Consider the following 23,727-nt stretch of genomic DNA (forward strand, 5'->3'; position numbering starts at 1 on the left):
TGCATGCAACCTGCAATGGGCCGGTTACATCGGCCTTATCATAGAACCGGACCTTCACATCGGGCCGGTGCCGATGTCAGCTTTGGCGACATCGTGAAAATCTTCGGCTTTCAAAGTATTCGCATTGGGCGCTGGGTGACAGCGGCTGAGCAACAACTGGCGGCAAATCTGTTTTTTGATGCCTTGTCGGATTTGCAGTTGTTACTGCAGGTGCCGCTAGCCGTCATTTCTTTGAATGAAACGCTGGCGCTCACTTTTGGCATTGGCGGTAGCGCTGGTAGCTGTGCGCATTATCAGCCGCAAGGACGGATTTTAGCGCTGGCAAAAAATGCTGGTGGCGGCAGTCTGGCGCACGAATGGTTCCACGCTTTTGATCATTATATTGCACCGCGACTGTTCCAATTACCAGCACAGCAGCGGTTAGCTTTTGCCAGCAGTCAATGGCTGCAACAGCCAGCGTGGATCGCCCACCCGTTAAATGAGTTGTTGGCGCAGACTTTTGCCTGCTTGTTTTTGTCCCAGGATGGCCAGCAATCCAGCGATTTTTTTCAGCGTTGTCGCAGCTACGATGCGGCGCAGCGACTATGTTATTACGCCAAACCAGAAGAAATGGCGGCACGTGCTTTTGAACAGATGTTGCAGCGCCAGCCGCTTAAGAATAGTTTTCTGGTGTCAGGTTGCCTGGCAGGCCCAGCGGTGACGGCTGGTTTATATCCTGATGCTGCACAAAGTCAGCAGTTGGCGGCGCTGTGGTTAGGTTATTTTCAGCAGCTTGGTTTGCTGTTGACCAGGCAACAGCGGCCGGTTTAAGACCGCTGTCATAGAGCACATTAACTGACGATTTTAACGCGGATGTTGCGACCTTTAATGCCCTGCCGGAACATATTCAGCGCGACATTGACAATGTCACTGCGCACCGCGACATAAGCCCAGTCATCAAATAGACTTATTTTGCCGATATGGTCACGGCTTAATTGCTGATCGGCGGTTAAGGCGCCCAGCACATCACCGGCCCGCAGTTTTTGCCGTTTACCGGCATCAATCCATAAGCTGGTCATCGGCGGTCTGGCGGGTGCTTTGTCCAGCACCGATAACGCAGGCAAGGCTTCGCCTTCCAGGCTGGTATTGAGCAAATCTTCCAGCAGGCCCATTTTGTAACCGTCTTGCGCGCTGAATAAACTACAGGCAATCCCTGAGCTGCCAGCGCGGCCGGTCCGGCCAATACGGTGGGTGTGGGTGTCGACATCATGGGCCAGTTGATAATTAATCACGGCATCTAAAGCGTCAATATCCAGACCACGGGCTGCGACATCAGTGGCGACCAGCACAGAGACTGTCTTGCTGGCAAAGCGGACTAAGGTCTGATCACGATCGCGCTGTTCCAGATCACCATGTAGTGCCAGCACACTAAAACCGGCATCGGCCAGCGCATCAGCCACTTCCTGGGTTTCTTTACGAGTGTTACAAAACACCACGGAACTGACGGGCTGATGGGCTTTTAATAATAACTGGACCGCCTGTAAGCGCTCGCTGTTGGAACCAATCTGATAAAAATGCTGACTGATGGTGACGCTGGAATGGCTGGTTTCAACTTTGATCAGTTCCGGATTTTTCATCAGCCGGGCCGCCATTTCAGCAATTTGTTTCGGGTAAGTGGCACTGAATAACAGCGTCTGCCGTTCGGTTGGTGCATAACCCATGATGGCATCCAGGGTGGGCTGGAAACCCATCTCCAGCATCCGGTCGGCTTCATCCAGGACGAGCGTGGTTAAATCGTCCAGCTTTAACGAGCCTTTGGCTAAATGCTCTTCGACCCGGCCCGGTGTACCGACGATAATATGGGCGCCATGATCAAGGCTACCCAGCTGCGGGCCAAAAGGCACGCCACCACATAAAGTCAGTACTTTAATGTTGTGGATACTGCGACCCAGTTTACGGATTTCACCGGCGACCTGATCGGCCAGCTCGCGGGTAGGGCATAACACTAAACTTTGTACCCGAAATTTCTTTACCGCTAATTTGGCTAAAATGCCCAGACCAAAAGCGGCGGTTTTACCGGAGCCGGTTTTACCCTGGCCAATAATATCCAAGCCTTGTAATACCTTAGGTAAAGACGCCGCTTGAATAGGCGTCATTTCGGTATAGCCCAGGCCGGTCAGATTTTCGACGAGTGCGGTGGGGAGAGCCAGACTGGCAAATGTTAAATTGCTCACAATTTAATCCTTTGAGACTGCAGCATCAGGCTGCATGGTGAAAAAACGACAGCCCGAAGGCAAAACAAAGCATAAAAAAAGGGCAACATCCGAAGAGTCGCCCTGATTTTAGGTTGGTAAGATAAACTTACCAAATCGGAGTTCTAATTACAGAACAACGATTTTCTCAGCCTGAGGACCTTTCTGGCCCTGAGTTACTGTGAAAGACACGCGTTGGCCTTCCTGCAGAGTTTTGAAGCCAGTGCTGGCGATTGCGCTGAAGTGAGCGAAAACGTCTGGACCTGAAGCTTGTTCAATGAAGCCAAAACCTTTAGTTTCGTTGAACCATTTTACTGTACCGGTAGTTGTATTAGACATGATATGTATCCTGTATATATTTGATAATTAAGCCTGGTATCAGGCGGTGGTGCTGGAAGTGGTGCTATGACTTATGAATACAGGACGTACTAATACAACAGTAACTGTTCGGTGTGCATAAATATGGTACTAACTTTCAAACTGAGGCCATTGTATAGGGTTTAGCCAGCACGTCAAACTTTATTTCAGTTAAATTGTTTAAATGCAGAACTATTTATCATGATTTTCAGTTATTAAGCTGTGCTTTCATCAGCTTAGGTTAAAACTGCCGGGCTGATTTATTTTTCGCAGCCAGTGAGCTGGCTTGCGTTTTGCTGGCAGAGTCACTAGGATCAGCCTGCTGCTGGCTGGGCCTGTTGGCGTGACAACTGTCTTCGTCATTGCTGCCCGGCAGTTGAGGTCAATGAATATCAAAGGTACAAGCGACAATGCTGCAAAAAACTGTGTTATGGCTGCTGATCCTGGTCATGCTGGTGAAAACCAGTGTGTTGCCTTGTGCTGCCATGTCAGTGATGACAGTGTCGCAGCAAACTGTGATGCCGCCAGTTGCCAGCGGGCAGATGGTGATGTCAGGTCCGGTGCATCAGCATTGCGCTGACAATGCTGCCGAGGCTGGCAGTGAGCACTTGGCGCCGACAGCCAGCACAGAGCAGAATCAAACCGGTAAACATTTTTGTTATTCCTGTCACAGCTGCGGTGCTGCTGTGGCGATGATGGTTGCTGCTGAATTCCGGCAAGCCAGCCTGTTCACTGAACATTCCCCCCAATTCATGCTGCCAAAACCACCGCTGGTCTGGCTGGCTTTACCCGAGCGTCCACCAAAACCAGCCGATCAGGTCTGAATTTTCGCAGCTTAGCTGCTGCCAAATGCTCACCATCCAGCACAATGTTGCTGTCGTGGTCTGTGATTCCTGTTTTATTGGTTGGACGACACCATGTCAAAACTTACTTTTTTACTGTTCAGCACAGGTCTGTGCTGGCCTGTGGCTGCGATATCGGCAGCGCCTACTCAAGCGGTGACCGGGGCTGCCGGGCAGCATCATCACACACATCATCAGGCTATGGATCACAGCAAGCACCAGCCGGTGGATCATAGCCAGCATCAAATGCCAGCAAGCCATCCGCGGCTGGCCACGCCTGCGGTACCGGCACCAACGGCGCTGGCGGATTTGATGCCTGCCGCTATGGTACCGCTGCAAGACTGGCGTCAAGCCAATCAACAGGTATTGGACCTGGGCGGTTGGCAATTTTATCTGCAGGAGGCGGCCACTACTCTGGGTACCCCAACATGCACTCCAGCGTGCACTGCCCCGGCCACGCCAGAGCCCGATGCGGCCAAGGAGCAGCATCATGCACACCATTAACCGGCTGATGAGCATAGCACTGGCTGTGGCTGCAACCTTGTTGCTGGCCAGCTGTGCGACTGCACCTGCCAGCCACACTGTGCTGCAGCAACAGCTGCCGGCAGAGATGTTGCCAGCAACACTCACACAATTGCCCTGGCAAGCACCGGCTGAGGCTGAATTATTACAGTTACTGCACTATGAACTCAGCGCCGAAAACGCCGTGAAGCTGGCGCTGTGGAATAACCCGGCTTTACGCGCGCAACTGGCCGCGATCGGGGTGGCAGAGGCTGATTTTAAGCGCCTGAGCCGACCCGCTGATCCTGGCTTGAGTCTCAAACGCAGCCGCACCGAGTCTGGCTACCAAACCGAGCTGGAGTTTTCGTTTGACCTGCTCGGGCTGATTTTTTTACCGACCCAGCGTCAACTGGCCAGTCATGTCTTGCATCAGCAACAGTTACAATTAGCGCGGTCTATAGTGCAGCTGAAGGGAGACACCCAACGCGCCTATTATCAGGCAGTGGCGGCTAGTCAAAGTTATCACTATCAGCTCCAGGTGATCAGCGCCGCCGAAGCCGGTGCCGAACTGGCGGGGCGGCTGAAAGCCATTGGTAATCTCAGTCAACTGGATTTAGCACGGCAACAAAGTTATCTGGCGGATGCCAAACTGCAACTGGCTTTGGCAGAACAACAACAATTTGCCAGCCGGCAACAGTTGTTATTGCAGCTAGGACTGATGGGGCAAAGCTTTCGCGTGGCACAGCAGCAACTGGATAGCCAGCAACTATTAAAGTTACCCAAACGTTTACCTGCCTTACCGCAACAGTTACCAGTGCAGGCCTTGCCGGCGCTGGAAGCTGAGGCTTTGGCGAAGCGGCTGGATTTGCAACTGGCAGCACAACAACTGCAGCAAGTTCAATTACAGCTGGGTCTGGCTCAACAAAACCCGTCCGGTGACGAAGTGGAGCTGATGGCAGGCGGTTCGGTGCAGCATGCTGAAGAGCGTAGTCTGGAGTTAGCGCTAAAACTGCCGATTTTTGATGGTGGCCAGAGTCAGCGCGATAAAGCCCGGGCGCAATTGCTGCAACAACAGGCGTTGCTCCAGGCCAGCAAACAACAGGCGCTATATGAACTGCGGCAAAGTTGGTTCAATTATCAAAGTCAGTATCAAATTGCCCGCCATTATCAACTGCATATTCTTGGCCTGACAGAACAAATTCAGCAAGAAAATCAGTTGCGCTACAACGGCATGCTGCTTGATGTATTTAGCTTATTGCAAGAAGCGCGCAGCCAGGTACAAGCCGTCACGGCAACCATCAGCGCCCAGCGCGATTTTTATCTGGCCGAAGTGGCCCTGCAACAAGCCATGCTGGGCGCTGCGCCAGCGGCACTGCCAATGGGTGGAGCTGCAGTTGCAACCAACAATCCAGCGCAAAGCGCTGCTGCGCATTAAGGAGTCACGATGATTTCAAGACGTAATTTACTCAAAGGCATCGGCGCTATCACGGCAGCTGTTGGCGCCAGTGCTGTCAGCAAAGTGGCGCTGGCAGCTATTCCGGAAGCCGTCAGTCAATCCAGTGCCGCCACTATGCCACCCCTGACGCCAGCTGATGGCCTGCCTTATCATCCGGTCGTCACGCTAAACGGTTGGACTTTGCCCTGGCGGATGGTGCAAGGCGTGAAAGAATTTCATCTGGTGGCAGAACCTGTAGTGCGCGAAATGGCACCTGGTATGACAGCGCATTTATGGGGCTATAACGGACAGTCCCCCGGCCCGACTATTGAAGTGGTGGAAGGTGATCGGGTGCGGATTTTTGTCACCAATAAATTGCCGGAGCATACCTCGGTGCATTGGCATGGCCAACGTTTACCCAATGGTATGGATGGCGTCAGTGGGCTGACCCAGGCTGCCATCGCGCCCGGCAAAACCTATGTCTATGAGTTTGTGGCCCGCCGGCCCGGTACCTTTATGTATCACCCGCATGCGGATGAAATGGTCCAGATGGCAATGGGGATGATGGGGTTCTGGGTGACACATCCGAAGCTACCCTCAGAGCTTTTCAGCGCGGTTGACCGCGATTTTTGCATTTTACTCAATAGCTACGACATTGAGCCCGGCCGTTTTACCCCCAATGTCTCGACCATGACCGAATTTAATCTGTGGACGCTGAACAGCCGGGTCTTTCCTGGTACTGATCCCTTAGTGGTGCGTCAGCATGACAAGGTACGGATCCGGGTGGGAAATCTGACCATGACCAATCATCCCATTCATTTGCATGGCCATGAATTTGTGGTGACAGGCACAGATGGTGGTGCGGTACCCCTGAGTGCACGTTGGCCGGAAGTGACCACTGATATTGCCGTTGGTCAGATGCGTCAGTTAGAGTTTGTGGCGGATGAACCTGGTGACTGGGCTTTTCATTGCCATAAATCTCATCATACGATGAATGCGATGGGGCATCAGATGACCAATTTGATTGGCGCCGATCTGCGGGGACTGACTAAAAAAATCAATAGTTTAGTGCCGGATTATATGGCGATGGGCGAGCGTGGCATGGCGGATATGACCGAGATGCAGATGCCGTTACCGGCCAATACCCTACCGATGATGGCAGGCCAGGGCCCTTATGGTGCTATTGGCATGGGCGGTATGTTTAGCGTGTTAAAAGTACGGCCTGAGCAGGCCGCAGGGGACTATAGTGATCCTGGCTGGTTTTCGCCGCCTGCCGGCACTGTGGCAACTGAGTATCAGGGCCAATTGCCTGCTCCACACAGTGCCGCCGCCGCCAGTCCCGCCACCGTTGATCTGAAAGTGAAGAAGCCGGCTCAGCATCAGCATTAAACGAGTATCCTGCGCAGACGCACTGTGGTCACAGTGCGTCAATTGAGGACAACTTTGCGCCTTTTAACTAAAATATTTACCTTTTGATAGCAATAAATCACCATCTGTCATGTTGTTGCCGGTTTTTTGCTGCCTGTCGTTATGCTGTGACTTCCCTTTATTGCAGCAAGACAGGAGCTTGCCATGTTGCGTCTGAAAGTCATGGTGTGGGTGTTAGGGTGGATTTTATGCCTCAGTGGCTGCAGTGTGGTTGGTCAGGCCAGTAAAGCTTATCTGACGGCTGCCAATGTTACTTTTCAGGCGCAGCCACAGGTGCTGCGCGATGCGCAACCGGTTTGGATCAAGCGCGCTTATTACAGCACAGAATTGTTGCTCGAACCTGTCAGTGCATGGCGGTTGCAGCTTCGAAGTGCACAAGCATTAACCCCAGTCCAATTACAGGCAGTGGTGATGCTGTCGTATCAACACCGGCAGCAACAATTTTTGCAGCAGGTCCGATTGCAATTGCTCAGTCAGCAGTTTGACCAGTCAAGCCAGCGCTGGTTATACCTGTATCAATTGGAAGCTGCGGTTGCTATGCCATTTTGGCAGCAATTTCAGCATTTACTCTGGCAGATAGAAAAACCAAAATTTAATTTCCTGCTGCAGCCAGAATTGACCAGCATCACCGATTACAGCGCGCTGACATTGCACTATCAATATGCGAAAAGCTTTGGTTTGCTGTCGTTAGGGGAGATGGCCAGGTTGAATATGGCGCTCAAAGATGCCGACTGGGAGCAGCTCTGTCACAGCGAAACGTATCGGTATCAAAAAATTTCAGCTTGTGGCCAAAGCCTGATCCGTGACAGCGGCCAAATGTCGGCTCAGACTGCGCAATAACAAAGAAAAAACAGATAAAAAAGCCCCGGTAATTACCGGGGCAAAAGAGCGGATAGGTCACGTCGCTCGGGGTACTATGAAACATTCACCATCAGACAAACATCAACCAGCAGGTTAAATCTTCACTGGCATTGCTACTGACTCAGTCATCGCTGTTCATAAAGCCAAGTAACTGCAACAGGCTGGTAAACAGGTTAAAAATAGATACAAACAAACTGACAGTTGCCATGATGTAATTGGTTTCGCCACCATGCACAATTTCACTGGTTTGCCACAAAATCATGCCAGACATCAGCAACACAAACATGGCAGACACCGCCAGGCTTAACGCCGGAATTTGGAAAAACATCGCGGCCAGACCGCCAAGGAATGCCACCAACACCCCAACGGTGAGGAAACTACCCATGAAACTAAAGTTGGTTTTTTTCACCAGGGCATACGCCGACAAAGCGAAAAATATCGTGGCGGTACCGGCCATTGCCAACATCACAATCTCACCGCCATTGGGCAGTGCCAGATAACGGTTAATCATCGGGCCCAGGGTGTAACCCATAAAACCAGTCAGGCCGAATACCCCGACTAAACCCAAACCACTGTTGCGGAATTTGGTGGTGAAAAACAGCAAACCAAAATAGCCGACCAGGGTGATAATAAGACCTGGGTGCGGTAGATTCAGACTGCTGCTGATCCCTGCCATGACGGCACTGAACGCTAGGGTCATTGCCAATAAGGTATAGGTGTTACGTAACACTTTATTGCTTTCAACAGCCGACAACGCATTGCTGTAACTGTGCTGACGAAGTGTATCCATGATCAACTCCTCGTGATTTAACAAACAGGTTGCATACCGGTGTGGCAACACAACATAAGTGCCGACAGTTATACCTCAGGGCTTTTTTAAGGTAAACTCGAATAAATCTGAATGCAATGTCGAAAAAAACGAATCATAACTTGAGGTGCAGCATGACGCCGGTCAATTTTAATCAGCTATATTATTTTTATCTGGTGGCAAGGGAGGGCAGTATTGCCCGCATCAGCGAGCAATTGCATATCACGCCACAAACTATCAGTGGCCAGATCAGCGCGCTGGAGCATAGCACCGGTAGTGCTTTATTTAATCGCAGTGGCAGAAAATGGTCACTGACTGAAATGGGCAGGCTTAGTTATCGCTATGCCGAAGATATTTTTCAGCTGGGCGATGAACTGCGTTCAGTGCTGAAACATCAGCACGTCAGTCAGTGGCAGACCTTTACCGTTGGCATCACCGACGTACTACCAAAAGCCTTTATTTATCAAATGCTCAAACCTGTATTCTTGTTACCGCAACAGCTGCGGCTGATTTGCCGGGAAGGTGAACAGACGGCGTTGTTGGCTGAGTTGGCGATGAATAAACTGGATTTGGTGCTCAGTGATCAGCCGTTAATGCCTAGTAGTTCAATCAAAGCTTACAACCACGAAATTACCAGTTCGGATACCAGCTTTTTTGCCAGTCCGCTGTTGGTTGAAGCTTTGGCCGGCACTGCATTTCCGGCTTGCCTGCATCAGCAACCGATGTTGTTACAGAGCAAAAGATCGATCATCCGGCAACGATTAGAAGGCTGGTTTGAACAGCAGCAGATAGTGCCGCAAATCGTCGCTGAATTTGATGACAGTGCTTTGATGAAATCCTTTGGTCAACAAGGTCTTGGTATTTTTTCGGCACCAAGTCAAATCGAGCAGAATATTTGCCAGCAATATCAGGTGCAGGTGATAGGGCGAACCGAAGCGGTCCGTGAAGTGTTTTATGCCATCTCACCTGAACGCAAACTCACCCATCCGGCGGTCCTGCAACTGGTGGAGCAAAAAGGGCGAAGTGAATAAAAATTCAGCTCAGGGCCGTTGCCAGCCCCTGAGCTTGTTCTTGCGCTTACTCTTGAACTTAGTTAGCGGTGGCCAAATCTGCTCAGCTGTTGCTGGGTATCTGCCGTGGCCTTGAGCAGGGTCTGGCCAGCCGTCTCAATGGAGGACATTTGCTGATAAGCATCGGTGGTGCCTTGTTCAATGGCGGTTAAATGCTGATGGGTTTGCTGATAACGCTGTTCCAGTTGCAGTACAGACTGGGTGATTTGTGCCACCCCTTGTTGCGCCTGGTCCAGTTGCTGTTGGAGCTGACCAAATTCGTTATTGGTGGCGCCTATGTCCTGTTGTGCCTGGGCAGCCTGTTGATTCAGGCGCTCAGATTCTTGTTTGGTTTCCCGCACCAACCTTTCCATATCATTGAGAAAACCCGAAATTTGCCGGGTGGCATCATTCACTTTTGCCGCCAGCGTTCGGACTTCGTCGGCCACCACGGCAAAACCACGCCCGGCTTCACCAGCGCGGGCGGCTTCAATAGCCGCATTTAACGCCAATAAATTCGTTTGATCAGAGAAGTTTTCTACCATTTGCAGAATTTGCCGCACGTTTTCTGAATTTTGCTGTAAACCCTGCACTGTGGCGCCAAAAGTTTCCAGCAGACTGACAATACCACTCAGTTGTTTAGATAACGTCCCCATACTCTGACTGGCGTTAGATGCACTTTGCACTGTGCTGTGCGCCACCTGATTCATCTGATCGCTGCTGCTGACAATAGTGGCCAGATGCTCCAGCACATGATCACTTTCACTGCGGATCTGTTCGCTGCGCTGCTCGGTATCATGCAGATGATGCCGGGTGGTTTTGACGGCCGAACTGACCTGCTCATTGATCTGATGGGTATGCTGCGACTGCTGATGTAAGCCGGTCAGTAATTGGCCGAGCTGACTGACAAACTGATTGTATTCCTCTGACAAGGTGCGAAACTCATCATAGGTAAAAGCCGGCAACTGATGATTCAGATCTGTGCCTTTGCGGTTGGCCTCGTGCAGCGCTTTTACCAGCGCCTGCACCGGCCGCACAATCAGAAAAATCAGATAAAAAATGGTAAAGAAAAACGCCAGGCTGCCACCGATCAGGGTGATCCACCAGCCACTGCCAGCTGAGCCATCGGCGGGATAAGCAAACAGCAGCGCCAGCCAGAAAATAATCGTCAGAAAACCGATATTGCCGATGATTTTCTTGCTCAGCGTATCGAAAAAAGTGCGTTCTATCGTGGTATAAAGGCTCATCAACCAATCCATCTTTTATCCCCGGCCCAGATCTTGTTCTGCTGCAACACCTTACCATAGCAAAAAAATATCGACTTGCGCTATATCAGGGTTTTTGTTGCAAAAAAATCCCCGGTTGAATGTTGCAAACAAGCATAGTCAGTTGACTCTGGCCAGCCATAAGCGAGGTTTAACCTGATAAAAACGGTTATAACCAGGATAAAATCGTCTGTTTTTGCGCCTCAGATAGCTGCGGATGAGCCGTGATCAGCGAATGATACTGGCTTGGCTGAGCAATGCCATACTGGCGAAACAGGGCAATAAAGTGCGCAGTGCGGCTGAGGTCGTGCTGATGTGACCGTAACAACAGGGTACGGAATGCATCGGCACTGCCAAGCACTGGCTGAGCGCCAGCAGCCAGCAGAAACTCAATCATCTGCGGACCATTCAGTTCGGCGGCATAGACGGCAAGTTGCAGCGCAGTTTCACCCCGCTGATTCTTGGCATTGACATTGGCCCCGCGTTTGAGGAGCAATGCGGCCAATTGCTGCTGGCCGTGGCCGGTTGCCCCAAGCAAAAGATAGTCAGGTAGTGTGCTGTATAAATTAATAAATTGGTTATAAATGTGCAAATCTACTGCGGCTTCCAATAAGGAAAAATAAGCGAGAGAGTAAATTTCAGTATGATCACTGGCTGGGGTTAACGCGGCCAGTTGCTGCAAGACTTGCTGCCATTGTTTGCTGGCAATGGCAGTTTCGAGATCTGTATAGTTGTGGTTGCTTGTTTGCTGAGTTGCTTGCTGAATTGCCTGCCAGCGCTCAAACCACCTTTGTCCGGATCCACCGTGGGCGGTCATCTGTTGATATTGCAGTTGCCTTGCGATGCTGAGGTGACAACCGGCTAATCGTGCCGTGGCCGTGACCACCTGCTGTAATTGCTGTAATAAAGGATCGATCTGCTGCCAGAATGGTTGTTCAGACGCCAACGCATAACCCGGCTCAAATAATGAGAGTTGCTCTGCCGTCAGCCGGCTTGCCAGCCACTGGTAATGAGCGGGGGCGAGTTCGATCGGCGTTGGCAAGGCCGTGGTCAGCAAACTGACAAAAGCATGAATGTCGGCATTTTCAAGCTGCTGCCACGGAATTTGCATGGCAACATTTAACCGGGTCTGAGTGTCAACCAAAGGACTGCCTTGTTGCCACCAAAATCGGGCTATATCAGGCCGATTCAACTGCGCGGCGAAGGACGCCAGTGAAATATTTTGCCCGCCACTGTACCAAATGATGCCAATATCGGACCCAGCCAGGTGGTCTGACAATAGTTGCAGCTTGGCAGGTGCCAGCCCGGCGCTGGTTGCCAGATATAAGGTATCCAGACTGACTTTGAGTTGGGCATTTAACAGCAGTTGCAACGAATCGCTGTCAATCCCAGGGTTTAACTTCAGGATCCAATGCAGCAGTAATTGTTGCTCAATGGTGGCATCTGGTGCTAATTCACCACTGGTCAGCAGAGCGCTGATGTCAGTATAACGCTGGGCTTTGGCTAAATTTAACAAGGGTTGAAACGCTTTCAGCTCTTGCGCAGTCGACAGCGCGTTTTGGGGTTCAGGCGGTATCAGCATTGCCGCCTGAGGAGATATATCAGCGCGCTGCAGTTGGTATCTTTGACTGATTTGCTGAATAAATACGGGCTCTACTGCGAGCAGCATAGGGTGCAACTGTTGTTGCAATTGCTCTTTTTGCTGCAATAAGTGCTGAAATTGTTGCTGTCCTGCCTCCGCCGATGGGCAGGATTGGGGAGACTCATGATGCTGCACGGATGGTGCTAACTGCGGCTGAGACCGGGGCTTTGATGGCGAAGGTCCGGCAGCAGTTGCTGTTGCTTGCTCAGCCGGACTGATCGTTCCGAATAACGATGGCAACTGATGTCCTGCTTCGATACACAGATAGCCTGTGACAGTTGCAGCCAGTAACACCAATGCTATCAGATACTTTGTTTTAGGGTTGTTCATGTTGCTGCCGCCGGATATATTCCGCTAGATAACGGGTATCTGCAGAGGCTGCAAAAGCACCGAATTGAAAGCCGAACAGGCACCAGATGGCCGCAATATCGTGCAGCCAGGCCAGCAGCAAAAAAATAATACTACAACCCAAAAACATCAAAGCTTTGCTCTGGGCATGTTTTACAATAGTTTGAGTTTTGTTGGTAATTTCAGCATCGGTTTTTTGCTTTATGGTGAAACGAAACATAATAAGACTCCTGCAGGCTGAATATGCTTGGATGGCTGTTGCAAAAAGTGAATGCTCAAATGGGGTGCTTTGCCGCCATCCGCTGGCATCAGATAACTGTTAGTTCGCTCAATTTACTGCAGCGTCACCATCGGCTAGTGTTGCGCTATTGCATGACGGAACCAATTGCGGCAAAACAGTCAGTGAAGGTACCGCAACTGAACAACTAAATAACTCCAGCACTATGGCTCCGTTTACCGATCCAATAATGCATCTGAATGATATTTTTGTAGCGTTATTGTTGCGTGGTTGAGGGTATTTAATTGTTTGTTACTTTGCAATTGTTTTTAGTTGTTTATTTTTCAAGCGGGCAACGCATAAATGTTCAATTGTGGTTTTGTTGATGCCAATTGGAATGGCTTAGTTCTGCAGTGGTCTGAGAATTGAGGGAAAAATACAGCAGCTTGTAAGTCAGACACCGGCATTTGCCGGCGTCTGAAAAAAATAGTTATAACCGTTCCAGCATCGCCGCAGTAAAGTCGGTGGTGCCGTGGCTGCCGCCTAAATCGCGGGTGGTGCGATCGCCGCTGGCAATGACATCAGTCAAAGCTGCCAGAATTTTGGCTGACTTGTCTTGCATGCCGAGGTATTCCAGCAGCTGAATTGAGGCCAGGATCACTGAGCTTGGGTTGGCCAGGTTTTTGCCGGCGATATCCGGCGCACTGCCGTGCACGGCTTCAAATACCGCGCAATCTTTGCCGATATTGGCGCCAGGCGCCATGCCGAGGCCACCGACTAAACCAGCACATAAATCGGACAAAATATCGCCAAACAGGTTGGTGGTGACAATCACATCAAATTGTTGCGGGTTCATCACCAGTTGCATACAGGCGTTATCCACAATCATTTCGCTGGCCTGAATATCCGGGTAACGGGCTGCCACTTCACGGGCGGTTTTCAGAAATAAACCAGAAGTCGATTTCAGGATATTGGCTTTGTGCACAATAGTGACTTTTTTGCGGTTTTCCCGCCGCGCCAGTTCAAAGGCAAATTCGACAATGCGCTCTGAACCTTCGCGCGTCACGACGCTCATGGCTTCCGCCAGCTCGCCTTCATTTTTTACCACCTGGCCAGCACCTGAGTACATGCCTTCGGTGTTTTCGCGCACTGTGATGATATCGATGTTGTCATAACGGGCTTTGGTGCCCTTAAACGAAATCACCGGACGAACGTTCGCATACAGGTTAAATTTTTTCCGCAAAGTCACATTGATGGAGGTAAAACCTTCGCCTACCGGGGTTGTCAGTGGACCCTTTAAGGTGATTTTGTTGCGGGCAATAGCATCCAGTGTGGCTTGTGGTAACAAATCACCGGTTTTTTCCAGTGCGGTCAGACCGGCATCGACATATTCATACTGAAAATTACAACCGGCTTTGTCCAGAATGGCAATCGCAGCTTCAACGATGCTTGGACCAATACCATCGCCTTTGATCACGGTAATAGTTTGCGCGCTCATAGGATTCCTTACATTAACTGATTCGGGGGGAGACATATGTCTGACAAGGTGCGCCGCAGGTCTAAGAGCGGCTACAAGAACGGCGTGATCCTAGCATTTTTCGTTATTCGTTTCCAGTTGAGTGCCGACCAGCAGTCATAACGGCAAGAAATAGCGGGAATAATCGAAAGTGATAGCAGGATTGTTGTAAGAAAACTACAAGTCCGGTTGTAGCGGCCAGACGCAGTGCGCTGAAGCGCTCAGACGTTGTAACCAATGCAGCCAGTTGGCGGCAGGTAACTGCAGTGCCTGACACAGCTGTAAATACAGCTGTTCACTTTGTTGTGGCCTGGCGACCACCCCATAAAACAAGGCTTCGGTCAGTTGCAGGGCAAATGCCAGTACCAGCCTGGCTTGCAAGGCCGGACGAAAAGGCGGGGTTAAATCGGTATATTGACGAAAGTTTAATACCGCTTCTTGCCAGAGTGGCGGCAACCCCATACTGGTCGCCAGCATTGCCGTTTGTCTGGGTAATTCAGTGCTTTGCCAGCAATTTTGATAACACTGATGCACCAGTGGTGACAATTTGCTACCAGCGGCCTGCAGCGGTAAATAGCGGCAACGCTCATCCTGCTGTAAGGTCAGACTAAAGCAACTCGCCAGCAATTGTGCCTGGGGCTGGCTTAATTCAAGGGCCGGTTGCTGGGCGGTTAACAGCAGCAACGCTTGCGCCAGACAATGGCTAAACTGAGCAAACCAACTGCGATAAGGTTGGGCCAGCACGCTGATTTGTTGTTGCAGCCAGGCTTGTTTGAGCAGTTGCGGCAGTCGCTCAGTACCAATCAACGCGACTGCATGCTGCAGTTCACAGACCGTTTTTTGCTGCCGATTGAGGATGCTGGCCTGTTGCAGCAGAAAATCGCCATACTGTGGATATTGTTGCAGCCACTGCACTTGTTGCCGGATCGACTGATTAGGATCCAGTTGATGCAGTTGCATTAAGTCCAGCGCTGGCAACAAAGGCAACTCTTCGTGACTGGCGGTACAGAAATAATCCAGCCACTGCACCTCAGGCAACCGGCGCGGAGCGAGCAATTTCAGACTGGATTCTGTGATAGCCTGATGCTGGCTGATTAACTTTTTCGTTGTGATATCAAACAAATGACCACTGAGTTCCGGCTTGATAGCGGTGATCAATTGCAGATTGCCGATACTGTCACTGCAAAAACGACCGCAAAGATATAAGGTCGGACCCACAGCGGCCAGTGGCCACGCTAGCTGATGTAATTGGGAGTGGGCTTTTTGCAAACACAAGGCCCGTAACGCCTGTTCTAACCCGACGGCCGGACGTTGTAAAGTGGGGGTAATGGCAAAGGCCAACTGACAACAGAGCTGGATAGTATGGGCATTGGGTAGCAGTTGCCATGCAGTTTTTTGCCCGTTTGGCAGACTGCTGTCGGTCAGGAGTTGCCGCCACTGCCGGTGGCTAAAGCCAGCACCGGATAACTTTAAGCGGTACAAACCAGCTTTATAGAGTAATTGTTGCTGTTGTTCGGCCACTGCTGCCGGCAGGTTGACCGCAACGGCCGTCAGCCGAAATAAAGCACAGGCCATGAAGTCTTCAGTGTAAGCGGCCGGCCAATGCAACTGTTTAGCCAGCGTCGCTAACAATACCCATTGCTTCATCGCCAACTGGCTGCAGTAACCAAATTCGGCTGGCGTGAGTGACAATTGGCTAAACAACAAGCTCTGGTGATGGCCAGCCTGACAAAACTGCGCCGCCAGTTGTTCGGCGTCACTGATGAGGACTGACTCAGTGCCATCTGCCACAGCTTGCTGGAAATACAACTCCAGTGCCTGATAGGCCTGCCATAATTGCTGGCGTGCTTTACTCATGATGCGGACTGAACCGCTTGTTGATATTGGCTCAGAGCTTGCGCTTCTATTGCAATTAAGCGCTGATTTTTAAACAGCAGCGGGCTGCACTCATCTTTGGTGGTGATGCCATCAGAAATGGCTCTCTTGGTCCGGTAGTACATTAACTGATAAATATCGTTCTGCACTTTCACTGCTTCCGTGATGTCCGGGCCACCGAGCCGGCCAATGACCTGTTGCCGATCCGGTGGTGGTAGCTGCGGTAGTTGGGCAATATATTTGCGGTTAAATGCTTCCCGATCATTCCACTGCATGCGGGATGGCTCATCCGGATAAAAATTTAGTACCAGCCAAGTCAGCAGTGGGTATAAACAAATCGCCGGAATGATCCACCACCAGAACCGCTTTTTCATGCCAATTACTCCACCAGCGTGTGCAGAGCAGTTAGCAAGTCGCCAACTGTGATGTTTTGCCCGCTGTTATCAATTCTGGAAAAGTTATTCAAAAAGCCTGCCAGGGTTGGCAAGATGCAGCTTTATGTTAACTGAGTTCTGTGCCGCTGTCCGGCCGGATCGGATTAATGCCTGCCTGCCGCGATAAAACGGCGTGCAGGCATTGGTTTAGCGGGCGATTTGATAGCAAGGAATATATTTACTGCCCGGCAACTTCATCCGGCCCTGGCTGACAAAAGCTTCCAGCAGTTGGTCCATCAGCGTCATCAACGCTGGTTCGCCGGACAAGACAAAAGGCCCGTGCTGGCTAATCGCCTTGATCCCTTCATCTTTAACATTACCCGCCACAATGCCGGAAAAGGCCCGGCGTAAATTCGCCGCCAGGCTGGCTTTATCTTGCTCCAGATGCAAATCCAGCCCGGCCATATTGGCGTGGGTTGGGGCAAAGGGATGCTGAAAGTCGCTGTCTATTTTGAGGGTCCAGTTAAAGTGGTAGGCATCACCGACCATTTTACGATATTGCCGGACTTCGGCGCAGCCTTGTTTCAACTTTTGAGCCACCAGTTCCGGATCATCAATAATGACTTCAAACAGTTTGAGCGCTTCACTGCCAAGGGTCTGTTCAATAAAGTGTTGTAGTTCAGTAAAATAAGCCGCACTTTGTTGTGGACCTGTCAGGATCACCGGCAGCACTTGTTCGCGGTTTTCTTCATGCAGCATAATCCCCAGCAGATACAGCAACTCCTCGGCGGTACCAGCGCCACCAGGGAAAATAATAATGCCATGGGCAGTGCGGACAAAAGCTTCCAGCCGTTTTTCAATATCCGGCAGGATCACCAGCTCATTCACAATAGGGTTGGGTGGTTCGGCGGCAATAATGCTGGGTTCGGTTAAACCCAGATAACGGCCATGCCGGATCCGTTGTTTGCTGTGACCAATAGTGGCGCCTTTCATCGGGCCTTTCATGGCGCCAGGACCACAACCAGTGCAGATATCCAAGCCACGTAACCCCAACTGATAGCCAACTTCTTTGGTGTATTTGTATTCAGTTTCGTTAATGGAATGACCACCCCAACAGACAATCAGATTGGGTTCTGTGCCGGAATTAATCACTCTGGCGTTGCGCAAAATATCAAATACACCGTGTGTGATATGGTCGCTGTTTTCGCCATGAAGCCGCAGCTGTACAAGATGTTGCTGAGTGTGATAAAACAAAATATCTCTGAGCACCGCAAACAGGTGTTCGTGGATCCCTTTGATAATCTGTCCATCGACAAAAGCATTGGCTGGCGGCTGAAATAACTCGATTTTGATGCCGCGTTCCCGCGCGATCAGCTTTACATTAAAATCATGAAATTGTTGGTAAATTTCAGCCGAACTATCGGTATGGCTACCCACATTCAGCACGGCCAGACAACAGTTGCGAAACAGCCGGAAGATTTCACTGTCAGCGTTTTGCTGTAATTGATCAACTTCCAGCTGAGACAATAAGTCCATGGCTCCGAGCGGGTTTAACTGCACATGCATCGTCTACTCCTTGCGAGCTGAGCCCGTCCTGGCAGACGTTGCGCACCGGGTCTCAGTAATGTTGCGGTTATGACTTGAACATGACCTTATCACGGCCATTGCGTTTAGCATCGTACAAGGCTTCATCAGCCCGATCAAAGGCTTCGCGTTGACTGTCACTGACTTTTTGCTGAGTGGCACCAAATGAAATGGTGATTGGCACACTGGTGTCTTTAAATTTAAATGGGATCCGTTTGATTTTTTCCCGAATTGCGTTCAGTGGCCCGGACAAATCTTCCAAAGGGGTTTCCGGGAATAACAAAATAAATTCTTCCCCACCATAACGGGCAATAAAATCAGTATCGCGCAGACTTTGTTTTAATGCCTTAGCGATGACTTTTAAGGTTTTATCACCAGCGCTGTGGCCATAGCTGTCGTTGATGTTTTTAAAATGATCCACATCGGCCAGCACCACAGACAAAGGTTTACCTGATCTTTTCATCCGTTTGACTTCCAGATCATAACGCTCGTCAAAGGCGGCCCGGTTGGGCAATTCTGTCAGCGCATCCTGTAAACTGCGAAATTTTTGTTCCGCCAGTCGTTTTTTAAACTGATTGGCTTCCTGTTCTAAGCCTTTTAACCGCAGTTCCATATCCTGCACAGCCCGGGCCAGTATCTCGCGTTCCTGTCTTTCCAGTTGCTCTTTGTCTTTGAGCGAAGCACTGATGGTGCCCAATTTTTCCGACACCAGCACCTGCAGTTGTTCGAGCGAGGTCGCAGACTGAGTTTGTTGGCCCAGCATGTCAATTTGCTGCTCAATTTGCTGATTAAGCAGTTGCATTTTATGCTGAATATTATTGCTGGCGGTCAGCGAAGTGGACAGTGCTTGTTGTACTGTGGATAAGGCTTCATTGAGTTTGAGCAGAAAATGCTGGGCCGACTGGCGTTCATCATTAATACTGGAAATGATGATTTCAATGGTACGCAAACAGCTTTCCAGCAGTTTCTCGATGCTGAGTTCTGACAACAGGCTAAGCCGGATCGCTTCAATCGCTTTGGCGTATTGGCCTTCAAATGCCAGCTCACTGAGCAATTGGGTCAATTCAGCGGAAATTTGCCGGCAAATACTCTGGAAATGCTGGTCATCCGCGATACCTTCGATGTCTTCACTTTGCCGGGTACTTAGCGCCAGTTGGTACAACTCGGTCAGATTGGTCAGATGGGGTAAAAAGGCTTGTACACTCGGCGCGGGTTCATCCACCCTCGTCAGTAAATCCCGCAGATCACGCCTTAATTGATTTGGTAAACCCCGTTGTTTTTGCAGTAATTTCCCTGCTTCAACCAGACTAAGTTGGGCTTTTTTTACTTCCTGCTGCTGCCGGGACTCCAGTACTTTTAAATGTTCATTGGTGGCATCAATCAGTGGCAGAATCTTTTCTAAATCTACGCTTTTATTCAGTTCAGTGCGCAGTTTGGCCAGTTTATTATCCAGCTCGATATCAATACCTTTGCATACCAACGTCAGCCGGGCGACAAACTGCGACAGGATTTTAAACTGACTGTCATAGGTATCTTCCAGCTGTTTGCGGGCTTTTAACGCGTTGGCAAGTTGTTGTTTCAGTGCGCTATCTGAGTCCACTACCAAAGTATTCCTGCATCTGATGTCGGTTGCTATGGCGGTAAGTATATCGTTAATAAAGAGAAATGCGCAGATATAGCGCTGAAAAAAAACAGCGGGCCTGTAGCCCGCTGTTTTCAGGTCCTTACCGGACTCTGGATCATTATTTCCTGGTCAGGTAGTAGGGTAACCAGGTTTGTTCTTCTGCAGAGGTAAGATGGTTCATACCAGCATTCCTTACAATTATTGGTTGGGTTGGTGTGTCTGGCACCAACGCTGATAATTTAAACATATTTCGTTTCGAAAGTAAAAGTCATTTTGTAATGTTTCATGCTGGGTTACATGAATTCTGAAAGCATTTCTGTACAGCTTCATCGCAAAACGATAGCAATTGTCAGTTAATTCGCTTAGTTTCCGGAAAATTTTCGCAATAAGAGTCAATATGAAACAATTTTTTTTATCCAGTTTGCTTGGCGTGGGATCCCTGTTGCTAGGATACGCCACTGCTGTGCAGGCTGAGACTGAATATCAGATTTCAATCACGGCGCCAGAGCATCATCTAGCTGATATTGAAATGAAATTTGAAGTTGCAGCTGGTTCACACCAGGTCAGCATGCCAGCCTGGCGCAGCGGTAAATACCAGATCCTTGAGCTGGCAAATGGGGTCCGGCATTTTCAGGTTCAGGATGCCACAGGTAAGCTTTTGGCTTTTGAAAAAACAGAAAAGAGTAGCTGGAAGTTTCAAACTGAAACTGCAGGTGTGGTGAAAATTCGTTACCAACTTTATGCCAATCAGCTAGACCAACGGACCCGGCATATTGATGATACCCATGCTTACCTCAATGCCAGTGCAGTGTTAATGTATCATCCGGCGCAGCGGCTACAACCGGTGAAAGTGCAGTTGCAGGTGCCGGCTGGCTGGCGTAGCACTTCGGGCATGTCGCAGGGTGATAATCCGCACCAATTTATCGCTGCCAATTATGATGTGCTGGCTGATTCACCGATTGAAACCGGCGTGCATCAGGCTTTTACATTTAACGCCGATCAGCGTGATTATGAAGTGGTGATCTGGGGGCAGGGCAATTATGACGCCGCACAGCTGGTGAAGGATTTACAAAAACTGGTGGCGCAGGCGCCATCCATTTGGCAGGGTTATCCTTATCAGCGGTATTTATTTATTATTCATGCCACAGGCGGCGCCAAAGGGGCCACTGAGCATCTAAACTCCACAGTGATCCAACGCGAGCGCTTCAGTTTTGCCAGCCGCGCCGACTATCTGGCCTTTTTGTCAACTGCGGCGCACGAGCTGATCCACACCTGGAATGTCAAAGCATACCGGCCTGCCGAAATGGTGCCTTATGATTATTTGCAACCGAATTACAGCAAACTGTTGTGGATCTCGGAAGGTTCCACCAGCTATTTCCAAAATCAATTGTTGTTACGGGCTGGTTTAATGACCCATGCCGAATTTTATGCTGATTTAGCCAAACGGCTGGACAGATTTGATCGTTTACCTGGGGCGCAAGTGCAGTCAGTTGCCGAAAGTAGCTTTGATAACTGGATCAGTCTGGGTGGTGATCACGCCGACAATTTTAGTGTCAACATTTACAGCGAAGGTTACCTGGTCAGTTGGATGTTGGATCATTTTATCTTGCAGCAGTCGGGGCTAAAAGCCAGTTATGCGACTTTGCATCAGGAACTGTATCGTCGATTCAGTCAAACAACAGCCTTCACTGCCGCAGATGTCCAGCAAATTGCAGCTGAATTGACGGGGCAGTCGCTGCAAAGTTTCTGGCAACACCAGGTCGAATCTCCATTGACTTTGCAAGCTGACGACATACTGACTGCTGCCGGTTTGCAACGGATCAAGGCGAAAAAGCAACAGGCCTGGACCGGCATCAGCAGTAAGTTTGCGCATGGACTGGAACAGATCAGTAAAGTCGAGCGGGGTTCGCCAGCCTGGCAGGCAGGTTTAACAGCAGAGGATCAAATCATTGCCCTGGATGGCCTGCAACTGACTGAACCGCTGGCAAACCGGCTGAAAGTATATAAAACAGAACAAAGCATCCAGTTGACCTTGTTCCGCAGCGGCCGTTTGCTGGAAAAAAAGCTGAAACTGGCACAGTTACCAGCCGAGCCTAGCAAAATTGAGCCAGTCGCTGAGCCAAGCAGGCAGCAAAAAGCTTACCATCAGGCCTGGCTTGGGGTTGCACTGGCAAAACCTGCGCCGGTGCAAGCAAAATAACAGCAGTGCTATCCTGCACTGACGTCAGCGCGGTCACTGAGTACGTCTAGTGACCGCGCAGTCCGCTGATGTGCAGCTGTTATTGCCGGGTCAGGCGGATATTCGGTGGGGTATAAGGTTCACTGCTACGCAGTGGGTTAATGTCTAAACCGCCACGGCGGGTATAACAAGCGTATACCGCAAGGAAATCCGGCTGACAATGCCGCTGCAAATCCAGATAAATCCGCTCGACACATTGTTCGTGAAATTCATTATGATTGCGAAAGCTGATCAGGTAACGCAATAAACTTTCATGGCAGATGGCTGCGCCACGGTAGTGGATAAACACGCTGGCCCAGTCTGGTTGCGAGGTGATCAAACAATTTGATTTCAGCAAATGTGAATGCAGTTTCTCTTCAATCGGCTGCCCGGCCGCGGATAGTTTCAGTAAAGAAGCATCAAACTGATACTGATCCACTGCAATGTCCAGATCATCCAGGCAACGGCCTTGGATCCAGGTCGGTTGAAAGGCAATCAGTTCATTGACATGATGGATAGTCACCGCAACTGTTTCGCCGGCACAAGCTGACAAATCAGTGACTAAGGTTTGATACAACTGGCTGATATCGCGAAAACGGGTTTGATTCAGGCTGTTGAGGTACAACTTAAAAGATTTGGATTCAATCAGATTGGCCGAAGTCACAGGCACCACAAAAGTAGCCAGAGCCACCATAGGTTTGCCTTTATGGTTCAGCCACGACAGTTCATAACCATGCCAGATATCATGGCCATAAAATGGCAATGGCAGCTCAGCTGTTAAGCCAATGGCATCCCTTCCAAGTCGACGGGGCACCGGCTGCAGCAGGCTGGCATCGTACTGGTCGGCATAAGCCGTGACCTTGCCCAAAGTTAAGTGGGACAACAAAGATTCATCAGGTTTTGTCATGTTTAGCTCGGACCGGTTAGAATGCAGCAATTTTATCACAGGATCCCACCCAGTTATGGTCGAAGTTACCCGGCTTTTTGCCGATTTATTGCAAAAAGCGCAGCAACAGGCTGCAAATAACGGTGCAGTGTGGCGCAGTTATGCTGATCCAGAGCGGCAATCACCTTGTCAGTATGGTGAAGTGGACGCTGAGCAGGTTTGTTGGTGGCCAGTCGAAAACACGGATGGCGCTGATTTTTCTGGTCTGGAACAAGCGCTGGAACTGACGCTGAACGCTGAAATCAAAGCCTTTTTCAGCGCTTTTTATGGCGCTGGCTTGCCATTAAAGCACCCACGTGGCCCGGTCGAGTTGCTGATGGTCTGGCACCAGGCTGATTTTGAACGGCTGCAGCAAAATATCATCGCGCACATTCTGATGAAACGGCGGTTAAAACAACGCGAAACCATCTTTTTCGCGGTGACGGATGACGACGATATGATGTTGTCAGTGCTCAATAGCAGTGGTGAAGTCTATCTGGAGCGGGCTGGCACTGAAGTCAAAGAAAAGCTGGCCGATTCGCTCGGCGCATTTTTACAGCAGTTGTCTGTAACGCATGCAGAGCCTTCGGCCGTGCTTTAAGCAAACTGCGCAGCGCCTGTCCAGTC

At 50.2% G+C, this 23,727-nt stretch carries 21 protein-coding genes; 9 read left to right on the top strand and 12 right to left on the bottom strand.

From position 1 onward, the window contains the following. Nucleotides 1–3: 3 nt before the first annotated feature. Nucleotides 4–810, top strand: coding sequence for a CLCA_X family protein (locus tag AC53GJ_RS05645; RefSeq protein ID WP_496731563.1), 807 nt, complete (start codon nt 4–6; stop codon nt 808–810). A gap of 20 nt (nt 811–830) precedes the next feature. Here AC53GJ_RS05645 and dbpA read toward each other — a convergent pair whose 3' ends face one another. Both dbpA and AC53GJ_RS05655 read right to left on the bottom strand, forming a co-directional pair. Further along, nucleotides 831–2,213 carry an ATP-dependent RNA helicase DbpA gene (dbpA, locus tag AC53GJ_RS05650; RefSeq protein WP_496731564.1) on the bottom strand — a complete coding sequence of 461 codons (1,383 nt, stop codon included), beginning with the start codon at nt 2,211–2,213 and terminating at the stop codon, nt 831–833. A 147-nt stretch (nt 2,214–2,360) separates the two neighbouring features. Continuing rightward, nucleotides 2,361–2,570: a cold-shock protein gene (locus AC53GJ_RS05655; protein WP_068064442.1), complete on the bottom strand. Its 210-nt coding sequence runs from the start codon at nt 2,568–2,570 to the stop codon at nt 2,361–2,363. Between the two features lie 428 nt (nt 2,571–2,998). On the opposite strand from AC53GJ_RS05655, the gene AC53GJ_RS05660 reads away from it, so the two are divergent. The 5 genes from AC53GJ_RS05660 to AC53GJ_RS05680 all read left to right on the top strand — a co-directional run bounded on the left by AC53GJ_RS05660 (nt 2,999) and on the right by AC53GJ_RS05680 (nt 7,634). Continuing rightward, nucleotides 2,999–3,412, top strand: a complete 414-nt coding sequence (locus AC53GJ_RS05660) for a hypothetical protein (RefSeq protein ID WP_496731565.1) — start codon at nt 2,999–3,001, stop codon at nt 3,410–3,412. Between the two features lie 93 nt (nt 3,413–3,505). After that, a complete protein-coding gene (locus tag AC53GJ_RS05665) occupies nt 3,506–3,934 on the top strand; it encodes a hypothetical protein (RefSeq protein ID WP_496731566.1) in 429 nt (142 codons plus the stop codon). Continuing rightward, nucleotides 3,921–5,366, top strand: coding sequence for a TolC family protein (locus AC53GJ_RS05670; RefSeq protein WP_496731567.1), 1,446 nt, complete (start codon nt 3,921–3,923; stop codon nt 5,364–5,366). Before AC53GJ_RS05665 ends, AC53GJ_RS05670 begins: the two co-directional genes overlap by 14 nt. 9 nt (nt 5,367–5,375) lie before the next feature. Then, nucleotides 5,376–6,755: a multicopper oxidase family protein gene (locus AC53GJ_RS05675; protein WP_496731568.1), complete on the top strand. Its 1,380-nt coding sequence runs from the start codon at nt 5,376–5,378 to the stop codon at nt 6,753–6,755. Nucleotides 6,756–6,938: 183 nt separating this feature from the next. Then, the gene (locus AC53GJ_RS05680) at nt 6,939–7,634 is read left to right on the top strand and encodes a hypothetical protein (protein ID WP_496731569.1); all 696 of its coding nucleotides are present in this window, start codon (nt 6,939–6,941) and stop codon (nt 7,632–7,634) included. Nucleotides 7,635–7,776: 142 nt separating this feature from the next. Here the strand turns inward: AC53GJ_RS05680 and AC53GJ_RS05685 are convergent, their stop codons facing one another. Next, nucleotides 7,777–8,445, bottom strand: a complete 669-nt coding sequence (locus AC53GJ_RS05685; protein WP_496731570.1) for a Bax inhibitor-1/YccA family protein — start codon at nt 8,443–8,445, stop codon at nt 7,777–7,779. Nucleotides 8,446–8,597: 152 nt separating this feature from the next. Between AC53GJ_RS05685 and nhaR the strand changes: the two genes are divergently transcribed. Beyond that, the gene (gene nhaR, locus AC53GJ_RS05690) at nt 8,598–9,494 is read left to right on the top strand and encodes a transcriptional activator NhaR (protein ID WP_496731571.1); all 897 of its coding nucleotides are present in this window, start codon (nt 8,598–8,600) and stop codon (nt 9,492–9,494) included. 62 nt (nt 9,495–9,556) lie between these two features. Here nhaR and AC53GJ_RS05695 read toward each other — a convergent pair whose 3' ends face one another. The 8 genes from AC53GJ_RS05695 to AC53GJ_RS05730 all read right to left on the bottom strand — a co-directional run bounded on the left by AC53GJ_RS05695 (nt 9,557) and on the right by AC53GJ_RS05730 (nt 19,933). Then, nucleotides 9,557–10,759 carry a methyl-accepting chemotaxis protein gene (locus AC53GJ_RS05695; protein ID WP_496731572.1) on the bottom strand — a complete coding sequence of 401 codons (1,203 nt, stop codon included), beginning with the start codon at nt 10,757–10,759 and terminating at the stop codon, nt 9,557–9,559. A 187-nt stretch (nt 10,760–10,946) separates the two neighbouring features. Then, entirely contained in the window at nt 10,947–12,749 is a 1,803-nt protein-coding gene (locus tag AC53GJ_RS05700) for a hypothetical protein (protein ID WP_496731573.1), read from the bottom strand. Beyond that, the gene (locus tag AC53GJ_RS05705; protein ID WP_496731574.1) at nt 12,736–12,987 is read right to left on the bottom strand and encodes a hypothetical protein; all 252 of its coding nucleotides are present in this window, start codon (nt 12,985–12,987) and stop codon (nt 12,736–12,738) included. The genes AC53GJ_RS05700 and AC53GJ_RS05705 overlap by 14 nt, the downstream gene beginning before the upstream one ends. Before the next feature lie 487 nt (nt 12,988–13,474). Then, a complete protein-coding gene (locus tag AC53GJ_RS05710; RefSeq protein WP_496731575.1) occupies nt 13,475–14,482 on the bottom strand; it encodes an isocitrate dehydrogenase in 1,008 nt (335 codons plus the stop codon). A gap of 195 nt (nt 14,483–14,677) precedes the next feature. Further along, nucleotides 14,678–16,357: a hypothetical protein gene (locus tag AC53GJ_RS05715; RefSeq protein ID WP_496731576.1), complete on the bottom strand. Its 1,680-nt coding sequence runs from the start codon at nt 16,355–16,357 to the stop codon at nt 14,678–14,680. Next, nucleotides 16,354–16,749, bottom strand: a complete 396-nt coding sequence (locus AC53GJ_RS05720) for a DUF3192 domain-containing protein (protein WP_496731577.1) — start codon at nt 16,747–16,749, stop codon at nt 16,354–16,356. Before AC53GJ_RS05720 ends, AC53GJ_RS05715 begins: the two co-directional genes overlap by 4 nt. Before the next feature lie 207 nt (nt 16,750–16,956). Continuing rightward, complete coding sequence (gene ppnN / locus AC53GJ_RS05725; RefSeq protein ID WP_496731578.1) at nt 16,957–18,315, bottom strand: nucleotide 5'-monophosphate nucleosidase PpnN; 1,359 nt, start codon at nt 18,313–18,315, stop codon at nt 16,957–16,959. A gap of 67 nt (nt 18,316–18,382) precedes the next feature. Continuing rightward, nucleotides 18,383–19,933 (bottom strand): GGDEF domain-containing protein, encoded by a 1,551-nt coding sequence (locus AC53GJ_RS05730; protein WP_496732769.1) that lies wholly within the window; start codon nt 19,931–19,933, stop codon nt 18,383–18,385. 421 nt (nt 19,934–20,354) lie between these two features. Between AC53GJ_RS05730 and AC53GJ_RS05735 the strand changes: the two genes are divergently transcribed. Then, on the top strand, nt 20,355–22,157 hold the full coding sequence (locus tag AC53GJ_RS05735; RefSeq protein WP_496731579.1) for a M61 family metallopeptidase: 1,803 nt from the start codon (nt 20,355–20,357) through the stop codon (nt 22,155–22,157). A 79-nt stretch (nt 22,158–22,236) separates the two neighbouring features. Here AC53GJ_RS05735 and queF read toward each other — a convergent pair whose 3' ends face one another. Beyond that, the gene (queF, locus tag AC53GJ_RS05740; protein WP_496731580.1) at nt 22,237–23,082 is read right to left on the bottom strand and encodes an NADPH-dependent 7-cyano-7-deazaguanine reductase QueF; all 846 of its coding nucleotides are present in this window, start codon (nt 23,080–23,082) and stop codon (nt 22,237–22,239) included. Nucleotides 23,083–23,137: 55 nt separating this feature from the next. Here queF and syd point away from each other — a divergent pair, with 55 nt between their 5' ends. After that, nucleotides 23,138–23,701, top strand: coding sequence for a SecY-interacting protein (gene syd / locus AC53GJ_RS05745; protein ID WP_496731581.1), 564 nt, complete (start codon nt 23,138–23,140; stop codon nt 23,699–23,701). The last annotated feature ends 26 nt before the right edge of the window (nt 23,702–23,727 follow it).

The organism is Rheinheimera sp. B2H12 (genome assembly GCF_059620065.1).

Coding starts and splice junctions, on each gene's coding strand:
- AC53GJ_RS05645 (WP_496731563.1), top strand. CDS start 4: ATGCAACCTGCAATGGGCCGGTTACATCGGCCTTATCATAGAACCGGA.
- AC53GJ_RS05655 (WP_068064442.1), bottom strand. CDS start 2,570: ATGTCTAATACAACTACCGGTACAGTAAAATGGTTCAACGAAACTAAA.
- AC53GJ_RS05660 (WP_496731565.1), top strand. CDS start 2,999: ATGCTGCAAAAAACTGTGTTATGGCTGCTGATCCTGGTCATGCTGGTG.
- AC53GJ_RS05665 (WP_496731566.1), top strand. CDS start 3,506: ATGTCAAAACTTACTTTTTTACTGTTCAGCACAGGTCTGTGCTGGCCT.
- AC53GJ_RS05670 (WP_496731567.1), top strand. CDS start 3,921: ATGCACACCATTAACCGGCTGATGAGCATAGCACTGGCTGTGGCTGCA.
- AC53GJ_RS05675 (WP_496731568.1), top strand. CDS start 5,376: ATGATTTCAAGACGTAATTTACTCAAAGGCATCGGCGCTATCACGGCA.
- AC53GJ_RS05680 (WP_496731569.1), top strand. CDS start 6,939: ATGTTGCGTCTGAAAGTCATGGTGTGGGTGTTAGGGTGGATTTTATGC.
- AC53GJ_RS05685 (WP_496731570.1), bottom strand. CDS start 8,445: ATGGATACACTTCGTCAGCACAGTTACAGCAATGCGTTGTCGGCTGTT.
- nhaR (WP_496731571.1), top strand. CDS start 8,598: ATGACGCCGGTCAATTTTAATCAGCTATATTATTTTTATCTGGTGGCA.
- AC53GJ_RS05695 (WP_496731572.1), bottom strand. CDS start 10,759: ATGAGCCTTTATACCACGATAGAACGCACTTTTTTCGATACGCTGAGC.
- AC53GJ_RS05700 (WP_496731573.1), bottom strand. CDS start 12,749: ATGAACAACCCTAAAACAAAGTATCTGATAGCATTGGTGTTACTGGCT.
- AC53GJ_RS05705 (WP_496731574.1), bottom strand. CDS start 12,987: ATGTTTCGTTTCACCATAAAGCAAAAAACCGATGCTGAAATTACCAAC.
- AC53GJ_RS05710 (WP_496731575.1), bottom strand. CDS start 14,482: ATGAGCGCGCAAACTATTACCGTGATCAAAGGCGATGGTATTGGTCCA.
- AC53GJ_RS05715 (WP_496731576.1), bottom strand. CDS start 16,357: ATGAGTAAAGCACGCCAGCAATTATGGCAGGCCTATCAGGCACTGGAG.
- AC53GJ_RS05720 (WP_496731577.1), bottom strand. CDS start 16,749: ATGAAAAAGCGGTTCTGGTGGTGGATCATTCCGGCGATTTGTTTATAC.
- ppnN (WP_496731578.1), bottom strand. CDS start 18,315: ATGCATGTGCAGTTAAACCCGCTCGGAGCCATGGACTTATTGTCTCAG.
- AC53GJ_RS05735 (WP_496731579.1), top strand. CDS start 20,355: ATGAAACAATTTTTTTTATCCAGTTTGCTTGGCGTGGGATCCCTGTTG.
- queF (WP_496731580.1), bottom strand. CDS start 23,082: ATGACAAAACCTGATGAATCTTTGTTGTCCCACTTAACTTTGGGCAAG.
- syd (WP_496731581.1), top strand. CDS start 23,138: ATGGTCGAAGTTACCCGGCTTTTTGCCGATTTATTGCAAAAAGCGCAG.